This window comes from Rhodococcus sp. Ni2 (assembly GCF_021352185.1).
In the GTDB taxonomy this organism is placed as follows: domain Bacteria; phylum Actinomycetota; class Actinomycetes; order Mycobacteriales; family Mycobacteriaceae; genus Rhodococcus_F; species Rhodococcus_F qingshengii.
Map to the genome: position 1 here is coordinate 427,079 of NZ_WOXZ01000002.1, position 20,095 is coordinate 447,173.

Annotated in this window: 18 protein-coding genes; 14 read left to right on the forward strand and 4 right to left on the reverse strand. The window is 62.6% G+C overall.

The features are described from left to right. Positions 1-31: 31 nt before the first annotated feature. Together GN300_RS15610 and GN300_RS15615 are read right to left on the reverse strand one after the other, a co-directional pair. On the reverse strand, positions 32-1,153 hold the full coding sequence (locus GN300_RS15610) for an acyl-CoA dehydrogenase family protein (protein WP_063315000.1): 1,122 nt from the start codon (positions 1,151-1,153) through the stop codon (positions 32-34). 12 nt (positions 1,154-1,165) lie between these two features. Next, positions 1,166-2,347 (reverse strand): acyl-CoA dehydrogenase family protein, encoded by a 1,182-nt coding sequence (locus GN300_RS15615; protein WP_003945878.1) that lies wholly within the window; start codon positions 2,345-2,347, stop codon positions 1,166-1,168. Between the two features lie 265 nt (positions 2,348-2,612). Here GN300_RS15615 and GN300_RS15620 point away from each other — a divergent pair, with 265 nt between their 5' ends. From GN300_RS15620 to GN300_RS15675, 12 genes are all read left to right on the forward strand, one after another. Continuing rightward, the gene (locus GN300_RS15620) at positions 2,613-2,804 is read left to right on the forward strand and encodes a ferredoxin (RefSeq protein WP_007734330.1); all 192 of its coding nucleotides are present in this window, start codon (positions 2,613-2,615) and stop codon (positions 2,802-2,804) included. A gap of 109 nt (positions 2,805-2,913) precedes the next feature. Next, complete coding sequence (locus GN300_RS15625) at positions 2,914-3,831, forward strand: 3-oxoacyl-ACP reductase (protein ID WP_007734334.1); 918 nt, start codon at positions 2,914-2,916, stop codon at positions 3,829-3,831. 502 nt (positions 3,832-4,333) lie between these two features. Then, a complete protein-coding gene (locus GN300_RS15630) occupies positions 4,334-5,098 on the forward strand; it encodes an ABC transporter permease (RefSeq protein WP_003945687.1) in 765 nt (254 codons plus the stop codon). Between the two features lie 64 nt (positions 5,099-5,162). Continuing rightward, the gene (locus tag GN300_RS15635; RefSeq protein ID WP_003945759.1) at positions 5,163-6,014 is read left to right on the forward strand and encodes an ABC transporter permease; all 852 of its coding nucleotides are present in this window, start codon (positions 5,163-5,165) and stop codon (positions 6,012-6,014) included. Between the two features lie 11 nt (positions 6,015-6,025). Continuing rightward, positions 6,026-7,210 carry an MCE family protein gene (locus GN300_RS15640; protein ID WP_003945815.1) on the forward strand — a complete coding sequence of 395 codons (1,185 nt, stop codon included), beginning with the start codon at positions 6,026-6,028 and terminating at the stop codon, positions 7,208-7,210. Then, positions 7,210-8,229: an MCE family protein gene (locus GN300_RS15645; RefSeq protein WP_007734337.1), complete on the forward strand. Its 1,020-nt coding sequence runs from the start codon at positions 7,210-7,212 to the stop codon at positions 8,227-8,229. Before GN300_RS15640 ends, GN300_RS15645 begins: the two co-directional genes overlap by 1 nt. Next, the gene (locus GN300_RS15650; protein WP_003945728.1) at positions 8,226-9,284 is read left to right on the forward strand and encodes an MCE family protein; all 1,059 of its coding nucleotides are present in this window, start codon (positions 8,226-8,228) and stop codon (positions 9,282-9,284) included. The genes GN300_RS15645 and GN300_RS15650 overlap by 4 nt, the downstream gene beginning before the upstream one ends. Then, a complete protein-coding gene (locus GN300_RS15655) occupies positions 9,281-10,585 on the forward strand; it encodes an MCE family protein (protein ID WP_082845677.1) in 1,305 nt (434 codons plus the stop codon). Before GN300_RS15650 ends, GN300_RS15655 begins: the two co-directional genes overlap by 4 nt. Beyond that, the gene (locus tag GN300_RS15660; RefSeq protein ID WP_020968506.1) at positions 10,585-11,832 is read left to right on the forward strand and encodes an MCE family protein; all 1,248 of its coding nucleotides are present in this window, start codon (positions 10,585-10,587) and stop codon (positions 11,830-11,832) included. Before GN300_RS15655 ends, GN300_RS15660 begins: the two co-directional genes overlap by 1 nt. Beyond that, positions 11,829-13,223: an MCE family protein gene (locus tag GN300_RS15665; protein WP_063314999.1), complete on the forward strand. Its 1,395-nt coding sequence runs from the start codon at positions 11,829-11,831 to the stop codon at positions 13,221-13,223. The genes GN300_RS15660 and GN300_RS15665 overlap by 4 nt, the downstream gene beginning before the upstream one ends. Beyond that, a complete protein-coding gene (locus GN300_RS15670; protein ID WP_082845676.1) occupies positions 13,223-14,011 on the forward strand; it encodes a hypothetical protein in 789 nt (262 codons plus the stop codon). The genes GN300_RS15665 and GN300_RS15670 overlap by 1 nt, the downstream gene beginning before the upstream one ends. After that, positions 14,008-14,556: a hypothetical protein gene (locus GN300_RS15675; RefSeq protein WP_007734345.1), complete on the forward strand. Its 549-nt coding sequence runs from the start codon at positions 14,008-14,010 to the stop codon at positions 14,554-14,556. The genes GN300_RS15670 and GN300_RS15675 overlap by 4 nt, the downstream gene beginning before the upstream one ends. 88 nt (positions 14,557-14,644) lie before the next feature. Here the strand turns inward: GN300_RS15675 and GN300_RS15680 are convergent, their stop codons facing one another. Both GN300_RS15680 and GN300_RS15685 read right to left on the reverse strand, forming a co-directional pair. Then, positions 14,645-16,108 carry a trehalose-6-phosphate synthase gene (locus GN300_RS15680; protein ID WP_085989962.1) on the reverse strand — a complete coding sequence of 488 codons (1,464 nt, stop codon included), beginning with the start codon at positions 16,106-16,108 and terminating at the stop codon, positions 14,645-14,647. 103 nt (positions 16,109-16,211) lie between these two features. Then, a complete protein-coding gene (locus tag GN300_RS15685) occupies positions 16,212-16,385 on the reverse strand; it encodes a hypothetical protein (RefSeq protein WP_164490548.1) in 174 nt (57 codons plus the stop codon). Positions 16,386-16,541: 156 nt separating this feature from the next. Here GN300_RS15685 and GN300_RS15690 point away from each other — a divergent pair, with 156 nt between their 5' ends. After that, positions 16,542-18,296, forward strand: coding sequence for an ABC transporter ATP-binding protein (locus GN300_RS15690; protein WP_081557388.1), 1,755 nt, complete (start codon positions 16,542-16,544; stop codon positions 18,294-18,296). Positions 18,297-18,307: 11 nt separating this feature from the next. Continuing rightward, positions 18,308-20,095 (forward strand): ABC transporter ATP-binding protein, encoded by a 1,788-nt coding sequence (locus GN300_RS15695; protein WP_371747841.1) that lies wholly within the window; start codon positions 18,308-18,310, stop codon positions 20,093-20,095.

The window sequence follows — 20,095 nt, forward strand, 5'->3', positions numbered from 1 at the left end:
AGGTCATGGATTTCCACTCGGTGGGACGCACTCAGGCAGGGACTGCGGCGAGTTCCTTGCCGAGCGCGCGAAGCTGATCCGTTGCGTTGCCGAGCAGGAACTCGTGATGCTTGGCCGCGAGGAAGTAGCGGTGAACCGGATGGTCCTCGTCCAGACCGACACCGCCGTGAACGTGAACAGCGGTGTGCCCGACGCGGTGTCCCGCATCTGCAGCCCAGAACTTGGCCGTCTGTACAGCGCCGTCGGAAGGAAGTCCTTCGCTCAGACGCCACGCGGCAGCCCACAGAGTCAGACGAACACCCTTGACGTCGATGTATCCGTCTGCGAGGCGCTGGGCCACGGCCTGGAAACTACCGATCGGTCGACCGAACTGCACACGCTCGGTGGCGTATTCGGCGGTCAGCTTCAACGCTTGATCGAGCACTCCGTACTGGTAGGCGGTCGAACCGAGCTGAATTCGCTCGACGATCCACGCCGCGATGTCCGATCCCTGGGCAACCGAGCCGAGAACACGATCGGCCGGGATCTGCACCGAATCGAATTCGACGAGACCCGCGCTCGAGAAATCTGTGGTCGATTGCCTGGTAATGCTCACGCCCGCGTCCGACGGTTCGACGAGGAAGACCGCGACGCCGTCCTCGGTGATGGCGGGGACGAGGAACAGATCTGCGAGCGGTGCACTGTCGACGGTGATCTTGGCTCCGTCGATGCGCCAACCGTCGGCGGTCTTCTCGGCACGCGTGACGGGGTGGGCCGGGTCGTCGTTGTATTCCTCGGCGAGGGCCGCGGTGAGTATCTTCTCGCCGGCGGCGGCAGCGCTCGCCCATTCGTCTCGCTGCTTGTCCGAGCCGAATTCCGCTATCGCTGCGGCGGATCCGACGATGGACGTCAAGAACGGAACGGCTGCAACACCGCGTCCGAGTTCGGCCAGGACGCTGCACTGCTCGAGGACACCGAATCCGTCTCCGCCGACCGACTCCGGAAGGGCCGCACCGAGGACGCCGGCCGAGGCCAGAGCGTTCCACAAGATGGCGTCGAAGCGGTCTTCCGCGGCGTCGAGTTCACGAAGGCGATCGTTGGTGACCAGTTCGGTGACTACGGATCGTGTCAGGCCGGACAGGTCCTGCTGGGCCTCGGTAAGGGTGAATTCCATGATCGTGGGTCCTTATCGCTTCGATGCGGGAAGCCGCAGAGCTGTCATTCCGATGATGTCGCGTTGCACTTCGTTGGTACCGCCGCCGAACGTCAGGATCAGCGAAGAACGATGCATACGTTCGATGCGGCCGCGCAGAAGAGCGCCGGGGGAGTTCTGCCTGATCGTGGCGGAGGATCCGAGGATTTCCATCAGCAAGCGGTAAGCCTCGGTGGCGAATTCGGTACCGAACACCTTGTTGGCGGACGCAGCTTCGGGGCCGGGAGCGTGATCGGTTGCGGAGGCGATTTCCCAGTTCATCAACTTCAGGTACTCGGCTTTGGCATGCACGCGAGCCAGATTGATCTGCACCCATTCCTGGTCGATCATGCGTCGGCCGTCGGGCAGCTTGGTGTTCTGTGCCCACTCGCGGACCTCACGCTGCGCGGTCAGAATCGGTCCGGCCGAGGTGAGGGCAACGCGCTCGTGGTTGAGCTGATTGGTGATCAGTGCCCAGCCGCCGTGTTCCTGACCCACGATCGACGACGCCGGGACCCGTACGTCCTGGTAGTAGGTGGCGCTGGTGTCGGGGCCGGCCATGGTGTGAACCGGTGTGTAGGAGAAGCCTTCTGCCGTGGTGGGGACGATCAGCATGCTGATTCCCTTGTGCTTCTTGGCTTCCGGATCGGTGCGGCACGCCAACCACACGTAGTCGGCGTACTGGATCAGGCTGGTCCACATCTTCTGCCCGTTGATGACGTAATCGTCACCGTCACGGACCGCCGACGTGCGCAGAGAGGCCAGGTCGGTGCCGGCCTCGGGCTCGGAGTAGCCGATCGCGAAGTGGAGCTCACCGCGAGAGATCTTGGGCAGGAAGAAGGCCTTCTGCTCGTCCGTACCGAAATGCATGATTGTCGGCGCTACCGAATTGATCGTCAGGAACGGCACCGGCGCACCGGCGATGGCGGCTTCGTCGGTGAAGATCAGCTGGTCCATCGCGGAGCGTTCCTGTCCGCCGTACTCTTTCGGCCAACCCAGGGTGAGCCAGCCGTCCTGGCCCATCTGCGCGACGACTTCGCGGTACACATTGCCTTCGCCGTACTCACCCGTCGTGGCGGCGAGCGCTTCACGCCGCTCGGGAGTCATCAGTTGTGCGAAGTAGGCACGCAACTCCTCCTGGAGCTGTTGCTGCTCAGGGGTGTAGGTGATGTGCATGGTTACCTCTCCATAGAGATACGAATCAAAGCGTCAACCATTCGATTGACACAGGTTCTATCGATGCGTACATCGGCGACAAGGGGCGCCCTCGCCGTCTCCGGCGGATCGTTCGACGTCCGTTCTCGGTACTTTTTCGAATCATTGCACACGACTGAAACAGGTTCTAGTGTTATCGCCAGGAACGGTGTGCGGCACAGCCCTGCGGCACTCGTTTCGTATCCGTGTTCGTGTGAGCAGTTGTGAGTAGAGAAGAGGAATCGCCATGGAGGTCAGGGTTGATCTGGACCGTTGCGAGGCAAACGGTGTGTGCGTCGGGATCGCGCCCGATATTTTCGACCTCGATGACAACGAGGAGCTCGTGATCAGTTCTGTGCGCCCACCGGAGGATCGCTGGGAGGATGTCCGTTCCGCGATCGCTCAGTGCCCGCGCGCGGCACTGACCGAACATCCGTGACGATGGTTGCCCAAAACAAGAACACGTTCTAAAGTTGCGAACTCGTGGGTCACGGCAATCGAGCCGGGTAACTCGACACACGACCGCAGAGAACCGGGAGAGCGCTTCGATGAATGCTGTGAACAGCCCAGAAACCAGTCTCGAAGGCAAGGTCGCCATCGTGACCGGTGCCGGATCGGGGCTCGGAAAGTTCGAGGCCATCGGTCTGGCGAAGGCCGGTGCTTCGTTGGTCGTCAACGATCTGGCCCCGAACGAGGCCGTCGAAGCGACGCTCGAGGAAATCCGTGGTCTCGGTGCCAAGGTCGAATTCGTGGCAGGCAACGTCGGTGAGCGTTCTACTGCCGACGCGCTGATGGAAGCAGCGCAGGGTCAGTTCGGCAGTGTCGACATCGTCGTCAACAATGCAGGGGTCGTACGCGACCGGATGCTGTTCAACATGTCCGACGAAGACTGGGATCTCGTACTCGAAGTGCACCTTCGCGGCCATTTCCTCTTGTGCCGCAACGCCGCTGCCTACTGGCGGGCGAAATCCAAGGAAGCCGGGGCGCCGGTGTACGGGCGCATCGTCAACACTTCTTCGGAGGCGGGTCTCCTCGGACCGGAAGGGCAGCCCAACTACGGCGCTGCAAAAGCCGGAATCACGGCGCTGACGTTGTCGGCCGCACGTGGGCTCTCGCGCTACGGCGTACGGGCCAACGCGATCTGCCCGCGGGCACGGACGTCGATGACCGAAGGTGTGTTCGGTGACGCGCCGGCCGACGGCATCGATCCGCTCTCGCCCGAGCATGTGGCATCGCTCGTCTCGTACCTGGCATCACCAGCGGCCGACGCCGTCAACGGTCAGGTATTCGTGGTGTACGGACCGATGGTTGCGCTGATGGCGGCGCCCGTCGTCGAGCAGAGGTTCGATGCAGAGGGAGATTCCTGGTCGCCGGAAACGCTGTCCGCAGTGATGGGTGACTACTTCGCTGACCGTGACCCGGCAAAGATGTTCTCGGCATCGGCGGCCCTGCGCGCGTTGGGCTGATCGACGGCGCTGATTCTCGGGTGCGCGACACGTAGAACCGTTGTTCACACTCAGACGGTCTACGTGTCCACTTCCTGGTAGAAATAGCGTGTTCACGAGTCGGTGGGCGCGGCAGTTTGCCTGCGTTCCGTAACGAGACCAACGGTCTCGAAAAAACTGGACTGTGTTCCAATTTTGCATTCCTGCTAACGATGCGATATTCGATCGGCGTGCCCAGTCAAGGCTCTCGCATGGCTGAATTTCGAACCTGGCGCCGAAAGGCGCCGATCATTCAAAAGTATTAATTTCCAGGATATTTCGGCGAAAATCGCATCGAAAAGGGATGCTTCCCATGTCTCCGATCTTCCGGTTTCGGATCGGCGCCGTGAGGCTACTCCTTAGAGTTGGACACTTGTTTTTGACAGGTGAACACGTTCTAGTTAATATGACCTGAGTCACAAGCTGTCGGGGGCTGGACTATGAGAACAGACAGTACTGCGGCAACCAAGGACGAGGAGGGCGAATGGTAGACCTCGTCGAGGTGCCATTACGAGCGGTCGGTGGCTTCTTTCAGATGTCCGCCCAAACCTTGAGGGCAGTCTTCTCCCGCCCCTTCCAGCGTCAAGAGTTCATCGATCAGGCCTGGTTCGTGGCCCGAGTCTCGATGGTGCCGACGGTGCTGGTCGCAATCCCGTTCACGGTGCTGGTCAGCTTCACCATCAACATTCTCTTGCGCGAGATCGGTGCAGCCGACCTCAGCGGTGCCGGCGCTGCGCTCGGTACCGTCACACAGGTCGGCCCCATCGTCACCGTGCTGATCGTCGCCGGCGCCGGCGCAACCGCCATCTGCGCGGACCTCTCGGCCAGAACCATTCGCGAAGAGATCGACGCCATGAAGGTGCTCGGTATCAATCCGATCCACCGGTTGGTCGTTCCCCGGGTGCTCGCGTCGACGGGAGTGGCGCTGCTCCTCAACGGACTGGTCTGCACCATCGGCATCCTCGGCGGTTTCGTCTTCTCCGTGTTCATCCAGGACGTGAACCCCGGCGCCTTCGTCAACGGCATCACACTGCTCACCGGATTCGGTGAGCTCATGCTCTCCATGGTCAAAGCAGGGCTGTTCGGCATGATCGCCGGCCTGGTTGCGGCCTACCTCGGACTCAACGTCAAAGGCGGCGCCAAGAGCGTCGGTGACGCGGTCAACCAGACCGTCGTGTTCGCGTTCATGGCGCTCTTCGTCGTCAACGTGCTCATCACGACCATCGGTATCAAGTTGACGGCCGGATGAGGCCCACGGCAGTCGGAGAGATCGAAGTGGACAGAACGACAAACGACAGACGGGAGGAGATCTGATGGCGTTGGCCGCAGCGGGACGCTTCCCGCGCACACGTCGACAGATCGGCTCGATCTCTCGCAGTATCGACAGCATCGGTGATCAAGCGCTGTTCTTCGCGAAGGCTCTCGGTCACGCTCCCAAGGCGCTGATGCGCTATCCACGTGAAACTCTGCGACTGATCGCCGAGATCAGCATGGGCACCGGTGCGCTCGCCGTCATCGGTGGCACCGTCGTGATCGTCGGATTCCTGACACTGTTCACCGGTGGCACCATCGCCGTTCAGGGCTACAGCTCGCTGGGCAACATCGGCGTCGAAGCACTGACGGGCTTCTTCGCCGCCTTCATCAACGTTCGCATCGCAGCGCCGGTCATCGCCGGAATCGGCCTCGCCGCGACCATCGGCGCCGGCTCCACCGCGCAGCTCGGTGCGATGCGCGTCTCCGAAGAGATCGACGCGCTGGAGACGATGGCGATCCCGTCGATTCCGTATCTGGTCAGCACCCGCGTCATGGCCGGCATGATCGCGATCATCCCGCTGTACTCACTGGCGGTGATCGCGTCGTTCGTCGCCAGCCGCTTTGCGACGGTGTTCCTCTACAACCAGTCCGGCGGCGTGTACGACCACTACTTCACTACCTTCCTGATACCCACGGACATACTGTGGTCGTTCGCCCAGGCGATAGTCATGGCGCTGGCCGTCATGCTCATCCACACCTACTACGGCTTCAACGCAACCGGTGGCCCGGTCGGCGTCGGTGTCGCGGTGGGTAACGCAGTGCGCGCCTCGTTGATCGCGGTCGTCACGGTCACCCTGCTCATCTCACTCGCCATCTACGGCGGGTCCGGCAACTTCAACCTGTCGGGATAGGCGGGCAAGCGATGACCGTACCCAGATGGCACAAGAAGTTGGCCGCAGCCGGCCTGGTCCTCGGACTCGTGGCGATCGTCGCCGTTGCTCTCACCATGTTCTCGGGTGGGTTCACCAAGAGCACGCCCATCACCGTGACGTCCACGCGTGCCGGCCTCGTCATGGAACCCAATGCCAAGGTGAAGTTGCGCGGAGTGCAGGTCGGCCGCGTCGAGTCGATCTCACTCGTCGGGGACCAGGCAAACCTGAAGTTGGCGATGGATCCGGGCCAGATGTCGAAGATTCCGTCGAACGCCCGGGTGGAGATCAAGACCACCACGGTGTTCGGTGCGAAGTACGTCAACATCGTGATTCCCGACGATCCGTCGACCCAACCGATCCAGGAGGGTGCTGTCATCGCTTCGGACAGCGTCACCGTCGAGTTCAACAGTGTCTTCGAACATCTTTCGGACGTACTCGCGAAGATCGAACCGGAAAAGCTCAACGCCACACTCGGCGCGATCTCCACCGCACTCAACGGGCGCGGCGAGTCGCTGGGTGAGGTTCTCGAGCTCGGTGACACCTATCTGAAGAAGATGAATCCGGTTCTACCGCAGCTCCAGGAAGACTTGGTCGGCGCCGCCGATGTCACCAATCTGTACGCCGACGTGGCACCGGATCTGATGCGCATCCTCGACAATGCCACCGCGACAAGCGGATCGATCGTGGCCGAGCAGGCAAACCTCGACTTGCTGTTGCTCAACGTCACCGGCCTCGCGGACACCGGCAACGCGTTGTTGACCGACAACGAGCAGAACCTGACCACCGCCCTCGACACTCTGACCGCGACGACGACCCTGCTCGACAAGTACTCGTCGGGTCTGACGTGCTTCATCGTCGGGTTGAACGACGGTCGGATCAAGTTCGAGCCACTGGCAGGCACCGGGGACAAAGCGGCGCTGATGCTGAGTGCGAGCTTCATGTACGGCGCCGAGGCGTACCAGAATCCGCAATCTCTCCCCAAGGTCGCGGCCTCCGGCGGACCCAATTGTTATGGTCTGCCCGAATTCGATCCGAAGGTCGACGGGCATGCACCGTTCGCAGTCACCAACACCGGCAACGTGCCCTTCGTTCCCAACACCGAACTGCGCGTTACCGTGCCGACCATTTTCCAGTATCTCTTCGGTGACTCCTACGAGCAGGAAGACGGGAAGTGATGAGACCGACCACGGTCAAGCTGCTGATTTTCACCGTCGTCATGGCGGTCATCTTCGCCGGACTGGCGATCGTCTTCAGTCAGGTGCGCTTCAGCAGCAGCAACGGATTTCACGCCACCTTCTCGGACGTCTCGGGACTCAAGTCCGGCGACAAGGTCCGCATCGCCGGTGTTCCGGTCGGGTCGGTCACCGGAGTGTCCATCGGTGACTCCAACCAGGCCGAGGTCGAGTTCGACGTCGACACCAAGTACTCGCTGATGAAGAGCACCAAAGCGACTGTGCGCTACGAGAACCTGGTGGGCGATCGCTACATGGAACTGCTCGAGGGCGCCGGTTCCACCGAGACGCTTCCGTCGGGAGGATCCATTCCGGTCGATCAGACGTCGCCCGCTCTCGATCTGGATCTGCTGCTCGGCGGATTCAAGCCGCTGCTTCGTTCGCTCGACCCGCAGCAGGTCAACGACCTCTCCGGGGCCCTGCTGCAGGTACTCCAGGGCCAGGGCGGAACGCTGGTTTCGTTGCTGGGAAACACCAGTTCGTTCACCAGCACGTTGGCGGACCGAGACCAGCTGATCGGGGACGTCATCACCAATCTCAACGACGTACTCGGCACCATCAACGACAAGGGCGATCAGTTCTCCACCACGATCGATCAGCTCCAGCAGTTGGTCAGTGGATTGGCGAAGGACAGTGGCCCGATCGGTAATTCGATCACCGAGATCGCCGGTGCCACGGGAGATCTCGCGTCGTTGCTGCAGGCGACACGTCCGGACATCCAGACGCTGATCGGGGAGACCAACCGAACGATGACGCAGCTGGACCTGGGCAAGGACGACATCAACACCGCTCTCGATCGTCTGCCGTCCGACTACCGGAAGCTGATCCGAGTGGGCACGTACGGAGCGTTCTTCCAGTTCTATCTGTGCGCCAACACTTTCAAGTTCTCCGGACCCGACGGGACGACGATCATCTTGCCCACGGCAGTTCAGGACACGGGAAGGTGCGCAAAAGTCTCATGACCCCAACCCGTGAACGTAATCCGGTACAGATCGGTGTCATCGGTCTCGTCCTGGCGGTGGCAACCGTCGGTGCCGCGCTTCAATACGATCAACTCCAGTTCATCAACGGTGGCATTCGCTACTCGGCGTACTTCCAAGATGCCGGCGGCCTGGTCACCGGCGACGACGTGACCATGGCCGGCGTGAAGGTCGGCAAGGTCAGCGACGTCGAACTCGACGACCAGAAGGTGTTGGTCACCTTCACCGTTCAGGACGGTGTCGCCCTGGGCGAGCAGACAGCGGCTGATATCAAGACCAACACGGTTCTCGGGCGAAAGTCGTTGGCGGTACGGCCGGAAGGATCCGGACTGTTGCGGACGGACACGCCGATTCCGGTCGAACGCACCAACTCCCCGTACTCGCTCAACGACGCTCTGGGTGACCTCGGGACAACGGTGTCCGAACTCGACACGGAACAGATCAACGATTCGCTCAACGCGATCTCGGACACGCTGGCCGATACTCCGCCCGAACTGCGCACCGCGTTGGACGGAATGACGCGGCTTTCGCAGAGCATCAACTCACGCGACGAGAGCCTGCTCCAATTGCTCTCGCGGGCCGAAGATGTCACCAAGATCCTCTCCGACAGAAGCGGTCAGATCGATTCGTTGCTGGTCGACGGCAACAAGCTGTTTGCCGAACTGAGCTTGCGGCGTGACGCGATCAGCGAACTGATCGTCAACACCGGCGCAGTCTCACGTCAACTGTCAGCGCTGGTGCAGGAGAACGAGGCTCAGATGGGGCCGACCCTCGAGAAGCTGAATTCGGTCGCCGAGGTTCTCCAGCAGAACAAGGACAACATCGCGGGAGCGCTCGACGGACTCGGACCGTACATCACCGCGCTCGGTGAGACCGTGGCCAGCGGCCCGTTCTTCGACGCCTTCATCATCAACATTCTGCCGAGCAACTGGTGGAAGACCCTGGTGGACACCAGCGTCGCGCCCGAGCAGGTTCCGGGCGACCTGGAAGACTTCTTCCCCGGTATTCCACCGACGATCAGGGGGCCGGGAGAATGACCGAGACCATGACTTCACAGGATCCACAGGGCTCCACCAACCCACGCAAGAAGTGGGTGCTGATCGGAGCGGGTGTGCTGGTCGCGCTGCTCGTCGCCGGTGCGGCCTACCTCTTCATCCCAGGCCTGGGCAAGACCAAGATCTCCGCGCACTTCGTCTCGACCACCGGTCTCTACGAGGGCGATGTCGTGCGAGTGCTCGGTGTCAACGTCGGCAAGGTGACCAAGATCGAACCGCGTGATCGGGACACCTACGTCGAGATGAAGATCGATTCGAGCGTCAACGTTCCGGCAGATGCCAAGGCGCTCATCGTTGCTCAAAGCCTCGTGTCCGCACGCTTCGTGCAATTGACCCCCGTGTACTCCGGCGGGGAACAGATGCCCAACGGCGGCGAGATCCCGATCGAGCGCACCGCCGTTCCGGTGGAGTGGGACGAGATCAAGACCGAACTGACCAAACTGTCGGACGCACTCGGACCGGAGGGTCTGGACGATCAGGGTTCCCTCGGTCGATTCATCGACACCGTGGGAACGAACCTCGACGGTAACGGTGAGTTGATTCGGTCGACGCTGCGCGAACTCTCGGCCACGATGCACACGCTGTCCGAAGGCCGGACCGATTTGTTCTCCACCATTCGGAACCTGCAGGCGTTTGTCACTGCGTTGTCCTCGAGCAACGAGCAGATCGTGCAGTTCAGCGGTCACCTCGCTTCGGTGACAAGCGTTCTCGCAAGCAGCTCCGACGAGTTGGGTACAGCCCTCAGTGATCTCGACCTGGCCGTCGGCGACGTCCAGCGGTTCGTCAAGGACAACAGCGAGGGACTGAGCGAATCGGTTGCGCGTCTCGCCGATGCCACTCAGGTACTGACTGACAAGCGCCCGGAGATCGAGCAGGTTCTGCACTCCGGACCGACGTCGCTTGCCAACTTCTATCAGATCTACAAGCCGGCTCAGGGCAGTATGACCGGCGCAATTGCACTGAGTAACTTCAAGAATCCGATCCAGTGGATCTGTGGTTCCATCGAAGGTATCGAGAGTGGTAACTCCCAGAACAGTGCCGACCTGTGTAAGCAGTACCTCGGGCCGGTGCTCAGCACGATGATCGGCAACTACCCCGGATTCCTGTTCAACCCGGTCGCGGGCGTGCAGGCTTTCCCGGATCAGATCGTCTACACCGAGCCGGGATTGGAAGCGGCAAGTCAGAATCAGCCGGAAACCGTCGCAGGACCGATGTCAGGTGCTCCCATGACGAGTGTTCCCAAGGATCTCGCCGAACTCTTCAACATGGGCGGAGGGAACTGATGCGGGTAGCTCGCAAGACCACGGTTGCCGTGTTGGCCACGGCAGTGGCTCTCGGCGCCAGCGGTTGTGAATGGAACGGTCTCAACTCGGTGCCGATGCCAGGCACTCAAGGCCGGGGCGAAGGCGCATACGAGGTTCAGATCGAGATGCCGAACGTGACTACGCTGTCGCAGAATTCGCCCGTCCGGGTGGATGACGTGGCAGTGGGAAGCGTTTCGAACATCGAGGTTCAAGGCTGGCACGCTCTGGTGACGGTGTCGCTGAATCCCGAGGTTCAGTTGCCGGCCAACGCGACGGCAAAAATCGGTCAGACCAGCTTGCTCGGCTCTCAGCACATCGAGTTGGCGCCGCCGGTAGGGGAGGAGCCCGAGGGCCGACTCGAAGCCGGTGACCTGATTCCGATCGAGCGGGCGGGCGCTTACCCGACGACGGAACAGACGCTGTCGTCGCTGTCGGTGGTACTGAACGGCGGCGGTCTCGCTCAGGTTCAGGACATCACGAAGGAACTCAACGCCGCTCTCGGTGGGCGTGAAGATTCGGTTCGCGACCTCCTGCCTCAGCTCGATCAGCTGGTCGGCAGTCTGGACAAGCAACGGGGCGACATCGTTTCGGCGATGGAGGGACTCGATCGACTGTCCTCGACGGTCCAGGCCCAGCACGACACCCTGAACAAAGCACTCGAAGGTATTCCGCCGGCACTCGAGGTTCTTGTCGCTCAGCGTCAGGACATCACCAACGCCTTGACCTCCCTCGGTGGTCTCAGCGAGGTGGCCAGTCGCGTCATCCAGGAGAGCGGCGACGATTTCGCGACCAATGTTCGGGCTCTTTCGCCGACTCTGAAGGCCTTGGCGGATTCGGGTAACGCTCTCACTCAGGTTCTCGGAGTCCTCTTGACGTTCCCGTTCCCGCAGAACGGAATCGACAACGTCATCCGCGGTGACTACGCCAACCTGGCGATGACCATCGACATCTCGCTGCCCCGACTCGACGCGAACTTCCTCACCGGAACTCCGTTGGCCGGAACACTCTCCGGACCAGAAGGCGTGTTGGGTAAGCAGGCGGGGCTCGCCGGACAGACAGGCAACCCGTTGAGCGATCCGCTCAAGCCTGCCGCACCGCCGGCACAAGCTCCCGCCGGACAGGCTCCCGCTGCGCAGGCCCCGGCAGCGGATCCGAATACCATTCAGATTCCGGGACTTCCGCCGATCAACATTCCAGGACTTCCTCAGGGGGCACCGGCACCATGATGCTCACAAAGTTCGTCCGTATCCAGCTCACCATCTTCGCCGTCTTGACGGTTGTCGGTTTGATCGTGATGGCCACTCAGTACGTGCGTGTTCCGGCGATGGTCGGTATCGGCCGTTACGACGTCACTGTCGAATTGCCCGCCACCGGTGGGCTGTACAAGAACTCGAACGTCACCTACCGCGGTCAGACCATCGGTGTCGTGAACGCGGTGGAGTTGTCGGAAACGGGCGTGAATGCGCGACTGTCTCTCGAGAGCGGCGTCAAGGTGCCCTCGGACGTCAACGCTGCGGTCAAGAGTGTGTCGGCGATCGGCGAGCAATTCGTCGATCTGATTCCGCACACCGACAGCTCCGGAGCGATCGTGGTCGACGGGCATCTGGAAAACGGATCGGTGATTCCCGAAGACCGAACCAGCATTCCCCAGGATGTCGGCGCGATGCTCGATCAGGCAGATCTGTTGCTGCAGAGCATTTCCGACACCAAGCTCAAGACCGTCATCGACGAATCCTTCAAGGCGTTCAACGGTGCCGGCCCGGATCTGCAGAAGCTGATCGACTCGGCTCGGCTGTTCGTCGAAGAGGCGAACAACAACTCCGACGCGACCAAGACCCTGATCGAGCAGGCCGGTCCACTCCTGGACACCCAGGTGGTCAGCAGCGACGCCATCCGTTCCTGGACAAGCAATCTGGTGACGTTCACCGACCAGCTCCGCGCCAGCGACCCTGATCTGCGTGCCGTCATCCAGAAGGGTCCGGCCGCAGCGGCGGAGGCGAATGCTCTTCTGCAAGACATGCAGCCGACATTGCCGATTCTTCTGGCGAACCTCGTGTCCGTCGGACAGGTCGGCGTGATCTACAACAACGCGATCGAGCAGATTCTGGTCATCTACCCGCCGCTGGCCGCGGCGCTGGTCACGGTGGCAGGCTCCGGCCCGGCTGCGGATGGTGCACTGGTGGACTTCCACATGGAGGTCAACGACCCGCCGCCGTGCACTACAGGATTCCTGCCCGCAGAGCAGTGGCGCAGTCCGAAGGACGAATCACCAATCGAGACGCCGTCGGATCTCTTCTGTCAGGTTGCCCAGGATTCGCCGATCGCCGTGCGCGGCGCGAGAAACCTTCCCTGCGAGGAGTATCCGGGACGTCGTGCGCCGACGGTCGAACAGTGCCGTTCCGGCTACGTACCGATGGGCACGAACCCGCAATCCGGGCCTCCGGAACCGATTACCGCGACCCCGAGCTCGTACACGTCGACGCCTTCGGTCTCGGCTCGTCGGTACGATCCGATTACAGGCACGTACATCGGGCCGGACGGAAGGACGTACTCGCAACCGAATCTCGGTGGCGGCGACGTCAGTCTCGAACAGTTCATGAAGGGTCAGCAGGGTTGATGACAGACGAAGATCCACAGGCCGGGCAGCGGGTGCGCCGTCGCGCGTCTCGCAGCGCCGGACCCACGGGTGCGGATGCAGACGCTGCCGCGGTAGTAGTGCCCACCGAAAAGAAGTCGGCCGAACAGAAGTCGGCTGAGCAGAAGCCAGATGAGCAGAAGGCGGCGGCGCCAGTTGCTTTGGGTAAGCCCGATACTCCACCTGAGAAGGTCGTCAGCGGTGATCAGGTCGCGACCAAGGCCGAGCCGACCGGTACCGCCGAAACCCCCGCAGAAACTGCTGTGGACACCCCTGTTCGTTCGAAGCCCAAGGCCGGGTTGGTAGTCGGGATCGCCATTGCTTCGGTGATCGCCATCGCTCTCGCAGCCCTGACGGTGTTTCTTCTCGTCGACCGGAACAAGGCGTCCAATGCCGACGAGGACCGAGCCCGCTACGTGGCCGGCGCCCGGACCACCGCACTGAATCTGACGACACTGCACGCGGATACAGCGGCTGCCGACCTCGACAAGTTCCTCGCCGGCACCACCGACGAGTTCAAGTCGCAGTTCGACGGACGCAAGGATTCGTTTGTCAACGTCCTCGGGCAGGCCGGAGTTCAAACCGACGGCGAGGTGCTCGAGGCCGGGTTCGAGAAATCCGACGGCAATTGCGGGACTTCATTGGTCGCGGTGCGCGCGATGCAGAAGAACGGCGACGAAGCGCCCGCCGAACGCAACTACCGACTCCGAATCACCATGTGCGACGTCGACGGGCAGTTGCGTGCCTCGAATGTGGAGTTTGTGCCATGACCCCAGAAGTGAACCCCGAGACGTCCAAGCAAGTTTCGCCGAAGCCGAAGCGCGCCTCACCGCTCGCCATCATCCTGTGCGTCATCAGTGCAGTGGCCATCGCGTTGGCGGCAGTGTCGGCGTATCTCTACTTCGGTCCGGACGGAACGCGTGACACCGCAGCGATCGATCAGACCAGAGACGAAGTGGCACAGGCCTCTTCCGATCAGGCGGTTGCGATGTTCCAGTACGACTACAACAACGTCGATCAGCAGTTGCACGCGGCCACAGACGGTTTGACGGGCGATTTCCAGGGCACGTTCACCAACCTGATCGAATCGGTGATCATTCCGGGAGCCAAGGAAAAGTCGCTGACCGTTCAGGTAGTCGTCCAGGGCGCCGCGGTTCTCGACGCGGAGGCGGACAGCGCGACGACGATGCTGTTCCTCAATCAGATCACGACGTCTTCGGAATCGCCCGAAGCCGTTGCCAGTGGCAGTCGCGTGAAGATGAGTCTGGAGAAGCAGGACGGGCGTTGGCTCGTGAACAACGTCCAACCCTTCTGATCAAACACAGGAAGGCTGGAGTCGGGTACGAAAGAGGCTGGGGCCGCGGAGATTCACTCTCCGCGGCCTCAGCCTTTGTGCACTGTCCTCAGTGGTCTTGGGCTTCGGCCGGGGCGATCAGCGCCGGGCCTGCGGCACCGCCGTGTGCGAGCGCGTCGAGGAACGAGCGCGCCCAGCGGTCGACGTCGTGCGTCAGGACCTGACGACGTAGCGCACGCATGTGGCGCCGGCCGTCCTCGCGCGGCTGATTGAGGGCCTTCTCCATCGAATCCTTGACGTCGTCGAGGTCGTGGGGATTGCACAGAAATGCCTGGCGGAGTTCTGCTGCGGCACCGGTGAATTCGCTGAGCAGCAATGCACCACCCAGATCGCTTCGGCAGGCGACGTACTCCTTGGCGACGAGGTTCATGCCGTCACGCAGCGGCGTGACGAGCATGAGATCGGCGGCGACGAAGAACGCGACCAGTTCGTCGCGTGGGATCGGCCGATGGATGTAATGGACGACGGGGCGGCCGACTTCGCTGAACTCGCCGTTGATTCGGGAGACCTTCTGCTCGATGTCTCCGCGCATCTGTACGTAGCTTTCGACGCGTTCGCGGCTCGGGGTCGCCAACTGCACCATGACGGTGTCGGCGGGGTCGATGCGCTTCTCCATGAGAAGTTCGTGGAGCGCAGCGAGCCTGACGTCGATGCCTTTGGTGTAGTCGAGGCGGTCGACGCCCAGCATGATGTGCTTGGGGTTTCCGAGTTCTTTGCGAATCTGCTTGGCGCGGTCTCGAATTGCCTTGGTGCGCGAGAGCTCGTCGAGCTTGCCGGAGTCGATGGAGATAGGGAAGGCGCCGACGCGGACGCTACGGAAACCTACTTGCACCACACCGAGTTTGGAGCGGACGCCGACGGTTCCACGTGAAGTCTGTTGCCCGGCAAGGCGTCTGGCCAGGTACAGGAAGTTCTGTGCGCCACCCGGAAGGTGGAAGCCGATGAGGTCGGCGCCGAGGAGGCCTTCGACGATCTCGGTGCGCCACGGCATCTGCATGAACAGCTCGACCGGGGGAAACGGAATGTGCAGGAAGAAGCCGATGGTCAGGTCGGGGCGCAGCATCCGCAGCATCTTCGGTACCAACTGCAGCTGGTAGTCCTGGATCCAGACTGTCGCGCCCTGTGCCGCTGCCTTGGAGGTGGCTTCGGCGAATCGCCGGTTCACCTCGACGTAGGCGTTCCACCATTCGCGGTGGTACTCGGGTTTGACGATGACGTCGTGATAGAGCGGCCAGAGGGTGGCGTTGGAGAATCCCTCGTAGTACTCGTTGATCTCCTCGGCGCTCAGCGGCACGGGGTAGAGCTCGAGTCCGTCTTCGACGATGGGGTCGAGCTCGGCGTCCGCCACCCCCGCCCAGCCCACCCACGCGCCCTGATTGCTGCGCAGGATCGGCTCGAGAGCGGTGACCAGTCCGCCGGGGCTTCGCTTCCAGCGGGTGGTGCCGTCGGGAAGCCGTTCCAAGTCGACGGGCAGGCGGTTCGCTACGACAACGAACTCAGCCTGCCCGGACACGGCTTCACCGGTCGAAGAAGCAGGTGCGCTGTCAGAAAGGGTTGAACTGGTCGAATCCGGACTGACAGGCACGTGGTTCCTTCTCGGTCGGTGAGGGAAAGATTCAGTCGAGCTTGGCGGCGGGGGAGATACCGAGCATCGAGAGCAGCATCCTGCACTCGTCGGCATCTTCCGCGTAGGCAGCGACGACGCGCTGTGCCTGACGAGCAGTTTCGTCCGCTACGGGCTCGAGGTCCTCGTCCGCGATCTCGGTTTCGACGGTCGTGTTCTCAGCCATCATGTTCCTCTCGTGCTTGCCTGCACGGCGCAAGCAATGGTTCTTACTCGCGACTCTATGAGAACTGGGCGTGTCGACGCTAGTTGCTCATGTATTAGGGTCGACTTACTTATCTCTGTACTCAACTTTATCGCTTCCATCGATGCTTGGAGTTCCATGAGTTCGACCCCCTCGAGTGTGACCGTCGACTCGGACGAGCCGGATAGTGGCAATCACAGCGGTGCTGCGATTTTGCGACGTGTCCTCGTCCGTAACCGTGGCCCGCTCGCCATCGGCACGGTTCTGGTCTGTCTGCACCAACTGACCGAGACGGCGGTGCCGATCTCCATCGGTGTGATCATCGACCGTGCGGTGGAGACTTCGGACACCACGGCCCTGATCGTCTCCATCGTCGGTCTCGCGGCTCTGTTTCTCGTTCTGACGGCCGCGTGGCGCTTCGGCGCACGCTTCATCGTCACCGCGATGCAGCAGGAGGCTCATCGCCTCCGGCTCGAGGTGGCGCACCGCGTCCTCGATCCGCGTGGGGTGCGCACCGATCTGCGTTCGGGTGAATTGCTGACAGTCTCGACATCCGATGCCGAGCAGACTTCGTGGATCGCGGACATCGTCCCGCGCGCCGCTGCGGCCCTGACAGCTGCGGTGGCGTCGGCGGTGGCGTTGGTGTGGATCGACCTCTGGCTGGGGCTGGCCGTTCTGATCGGAACGCCGGTCATTCTCGGTCTGCTGCAGTTGGCGGCGCCTCTCATCACGTCGAGGGCCACCGGTCAGCAGGCGTCGATCGCGCGGGCGTCGGCGATGGCTACGGATCTGGTCAGCGGATTGCGTCCGCTGCGCGGTATCGGCGGTGAGAAGACCGCGTCGGCGCGCTACCGCACGGTCAGCCGTCAAGCGCTCGCATCGACGATCGGCACGGCCAAGGCGACCGGTATCTACACCGGCGTTGCCGCGACCGTCAGTGCGTTGCTCGCAGTCGGTGTTGCGGGCTTCGCCGGATACTTCGCGTTGCAGGGCCGGATCACGGTCGGTGAACTGATCACCGTGGTGGGGCTTGCGCAGTTCATCATCGAACCGCTCGGATTGCTTGCGTCCATTCCCGGATACTTCGCGGTGGCGCGGGCGTCGTCGGATCGACTGGCATTGGTCTTGGACGCGGAGCCACTGCGTGGCGCGGGTTCGCAGACCGAACTCGAAGGCACCGACCTGACCCTCGACGGAGTCGAGTACAAGTCGCTCAAGGGCATCGACTTGCACCTGCCTGCGGGAGAACTGCTGGGCGTCGTGGCTTACCAGCCGCAGGACGCCGACGCCCTTGTCGCGGTCCTGTCCGGTCAGCTGGCGCAGGACGCGTATCGCGGAGTGGTGAGGGTTGGCGGAATCAGCCTGTCCGACATGGACTTGCGATTGGCACGTCGGACGGTGTTGGTGGAGCCGCACATCACCGATCTGTTCTCCGGGTCGCTTGCGTCGAACGTCACCGCGGGCGCCGGTGATGGCGCTGCTCTCGACATCCAGAGCGCTCTGGTGGCGTCGGCAGCGGCGGATGTCGTCGATGCACATCCGGACGGTCTCGACCTCGAAGTGACCGATCGGGGCGCCAGTTTGTCGGGAGGCCAGCGGCAACGCGTCGCCCTCGCGCGCGCCCTGGTGGCACAGGCACCCGTGATGGTCCTGCACGATCCGACGACGGCGGTGGACGCGGTGACCGAGGCGTCGATCGCCGAAGGAATCGCAGAACTGCGGCACGAGGGTGCCGGTGGCATCCACACGACGGTATTGATCACCAGCAGCCCAGCCTTGCTGGCCGTGACGGATCGAGTGATCGTGTTGAACGACGGAGTGATCGCCTCGATCGGCACACATTCCGAACTCTCTCGCGGCGACGCGAACTACCGAGGAGCGGTGCTGCGGTGACGGCCACGGACATGACAACCGAAATGCCGGCCGGGGAGAACGCCGAGAAGGTGACAGAGCGCGAGTTGTTGCCGATCGCGAGTGGTCGCCAGACCTGGAGGTGGTTGCGGGCAGCGCTGGCCGAACACCGGATGCAGAGCCTGCTGGTCCTGATCGTCGCGGCTTCGGCGTCGGCGATGGCCCTGGTGCCGATTTACGTCTTCGGTGTCCTGGTCGACCGGGTCCGGGACAACGCGCCCACGTCGACGATCGTCGGGGTGGTCGTGATCATCGCCGCTGCCGCAATCGTGGGCGGTGTGTTCACCGGTGTGGCTGCCTATCTGATCAAGCGGCTCGGTGAGACGATCCTGGCGGATCTGCGAGAGCGGACCGTGGACCGGGCACTGCGCCTGCCGATCCAGACCGTCGAGAAGGTCGGTAAGGGCGATCTGCTCTCACGAGTCGGTGACGACGTGTCGGTGATCGCCAAGGCCGTGTCCGACGTGGTTCCCGGCATGATCGCGGCGGTTCTGCTCGTGGCTCTGAGCATGGTGACCATGCTCGGACTCGACTGGCGACTCGGTCTGGCCGGAATGGTCGCGCTGCCGATGTACGCGCTGGCGCTCAAGTGGTACCTGCCACGCTCGGCTCCTGTTTACGCAGCCGAGCGGGTAGCGATGGGCGCTCGTTCACAAGCGCTGATCAGCAGTCTCCAGGGTGCGAAGACGGTCCGTGCGTACAGCCTCGAGAAGGAACACCTCGGGCAGATCGATGCGGCGTCGGCAAAAGCGCGCGATCTGGCAGTCGGAGTGTTCGGCCTGTTCACGAGGTTCGCCGGTCGAGGTAACCGCGCCGAATTCGTGGGCCTGTCCATGATTCTCGTCGTCGGATTCCTGCTGGTCCGTGAGGACGTCGTGACAGTCGGCCAGACGACGACTGCTGCCCTGCTGTTCCACCGCCTGTTCAACCCGATCGGCTCGCTGCTCTACACCTTCGACGAAGTGCAGTCGGCCGGCGCCAGCCTCGCGCGACTGGTCGGCGTCGTCGAGATCGAGGAAACGGAGCCTTCGACGGATGCAGGTTCCGTTCCGGCCGACGGTTCGCTGCGTCTGGATGACATTCGGCACAGCTACGACGGTGGTCATGAGGTTCTCCACGGAGTGAGCCTCACACTGCGAGCGGGGGAGCGCGTGGCGCTCGTCGGTTCGACCGGAGCCGGAAAGACGACGCTCGCGGCGATCGCTGCCGGTTCGATCACTCCGACGTCGGGCCGGGTGTCGATCGGCGGTGTCCCGCTTGCCGACCTCGACGACCTACGACGCCACATCGCGATCGTGAGTCAGGAGGTTCATGTCTTTGCCGGACCTCTGATCGAGGATCTGAGATTGGCGGCTCCCGAATCCTCGGACGAGGACGTTGCCGCGGCACTGCGGACGGTCGGCGCGTACGAGTGGGTGGAGGCTCTCGACGAGGGAATGCTGACCGTCGTCGGCGAAGGCGGGCACGAGATGACAGCGGCGCAGGCGCAGCAGTTGGCTTTGGCGAGACTGGTGTTGGCCGATCCCGCCGTCGCCGTACTGGACGAGGCAACAGCGGAGGCGGGCAGCGCCGGAGCGCGGGAACTGGAAGCGACTGCCGACGCCGCTACGGAGGGCCGCACCACTCTGGTTGTCGCACACCGGCTTACGCAGGCTGCGGGCGCCGACCGAGTGATCGTGCTCGAACACGGTCAGATCGTAGAAGAAGGCCCGCACCGCGAACTGGTGTCCGCGGGCGGGCGTTACGCACAACTGTGGGCGGCCTGGGAAGGTCGCGACTGA

Coding starts and splice junctions, on each gene's coding strand:
- GN300_RS15610 (WP_063315000.1), bottom strand. CDS start 1,153: ATGGAATTCACCCTTACCGAGGCCCAGCAGGACCTGTCCGGCCTGACA.
- GN300_RS15615 (WP_003945878.1), bottom strand. CDS start 2,347: ATGCACATCACCTACACCCCTGAGCAGCAACAGCTCCAGGAGGAGTTG.
- GN300_RS15620 (WP_007734330.1), top strand. CDS start 2,613: ATGGAGGTCAGGGTTGATCTGGACCGTTGCGAGGCAAACGGTGTGTGC.
- GN300_RS15625 (WP_007734334.1), top strand. CDS start 2,914: ATGAATGCTGTGAACAGCCCAGAAACCAGTCTCGAAGGCAAGGTCGCC.
- GN300_RS15630 (WP_003945687.1), top strand. CDS start 4,334: ATGGTAGACCTCGTCGAGGTGCCATTACGAGCGGTCGGTGGCTTCTTT.
- GN300_RS15635 (WP_003945759.1), top strand. CDS start 5,163: ATGGCGTTGGCCGCAGCGGGACGCTTCCCGCGCACACGTCGACAGATC.
- GN300_RS15640 (WP_003945815.1), top strand. CDS start 6,026: ATGACCGTACCCAGATGGCACAAGAAGTTGGCCGCAGCCGGCCTGGTC.
- GN300_RS15645 (WP_007734337.1), top strand. CDS start 7,210: ATGAGACCGACCACGGTCAAGCTGCTGATTTTCACCGTCGTCATGGCG.
- GN300_RS15650 (WP_003945728.1), top strand. CDS start 8,226: ATGACCCCAACCCGTGAACGTAATCCGGTACAGATCGGTGTCATCGGT.
- GN300_RS15655 (WP_082845677.1), top strand. CDS start 9,281: ATGACCGAGACCATGACTTCACAGGATCCACAGGGCTCCACCAACCCA.
- GN300_RS15660 (WP_020968506.1), top strand. CDS start 10,585: ATGCGGGTAGCTCGCAAGACCACGGTTGCCGTGTTGGCCACGGCAGTG.
- GN300_RS15665 (WP_063314999.1), top strand. CDS start 11,829: ATGATGCTCACAAAGTTCGTCCGTATCCAGCTCACCATCTTCGCCGTC.
- GN300_RS15670 (WP_082845676.1), top strand. CDS start 13,223: ATGACAGACGAAGATCCACAGGCCGGGCAGCGGGTGCGCCGTCGCGCG.
- GN300_RS15675 (WP_007734345.1), top strand. CDS start 14,008: ATGACCCCAGAAGTGAACCCCGAGACGTCCAAGCAAGTTTCGCCGAAG.
- GN300_RS15685 (WP_164490548.1), bottom strand. CDS start 16,385: ATGGCTGAGAACACGACCGTCGAAACCGAGATCGCGGACGAGGACCTC.
- GN300_RS15690 (WP_081557388.1), top strand. CDS start 16,542: ATGAGTTCGACCCCCTCGAGTGTGACCGTCGACTCGGACGAGCCGGAT.
- GN300_RS15695 (WP_371747841.1), top strand. CDS start 18,308: ATGACAACCGAAATGCCGGCCGGGGAGAACGCCGAGAAGGTGACAGAG.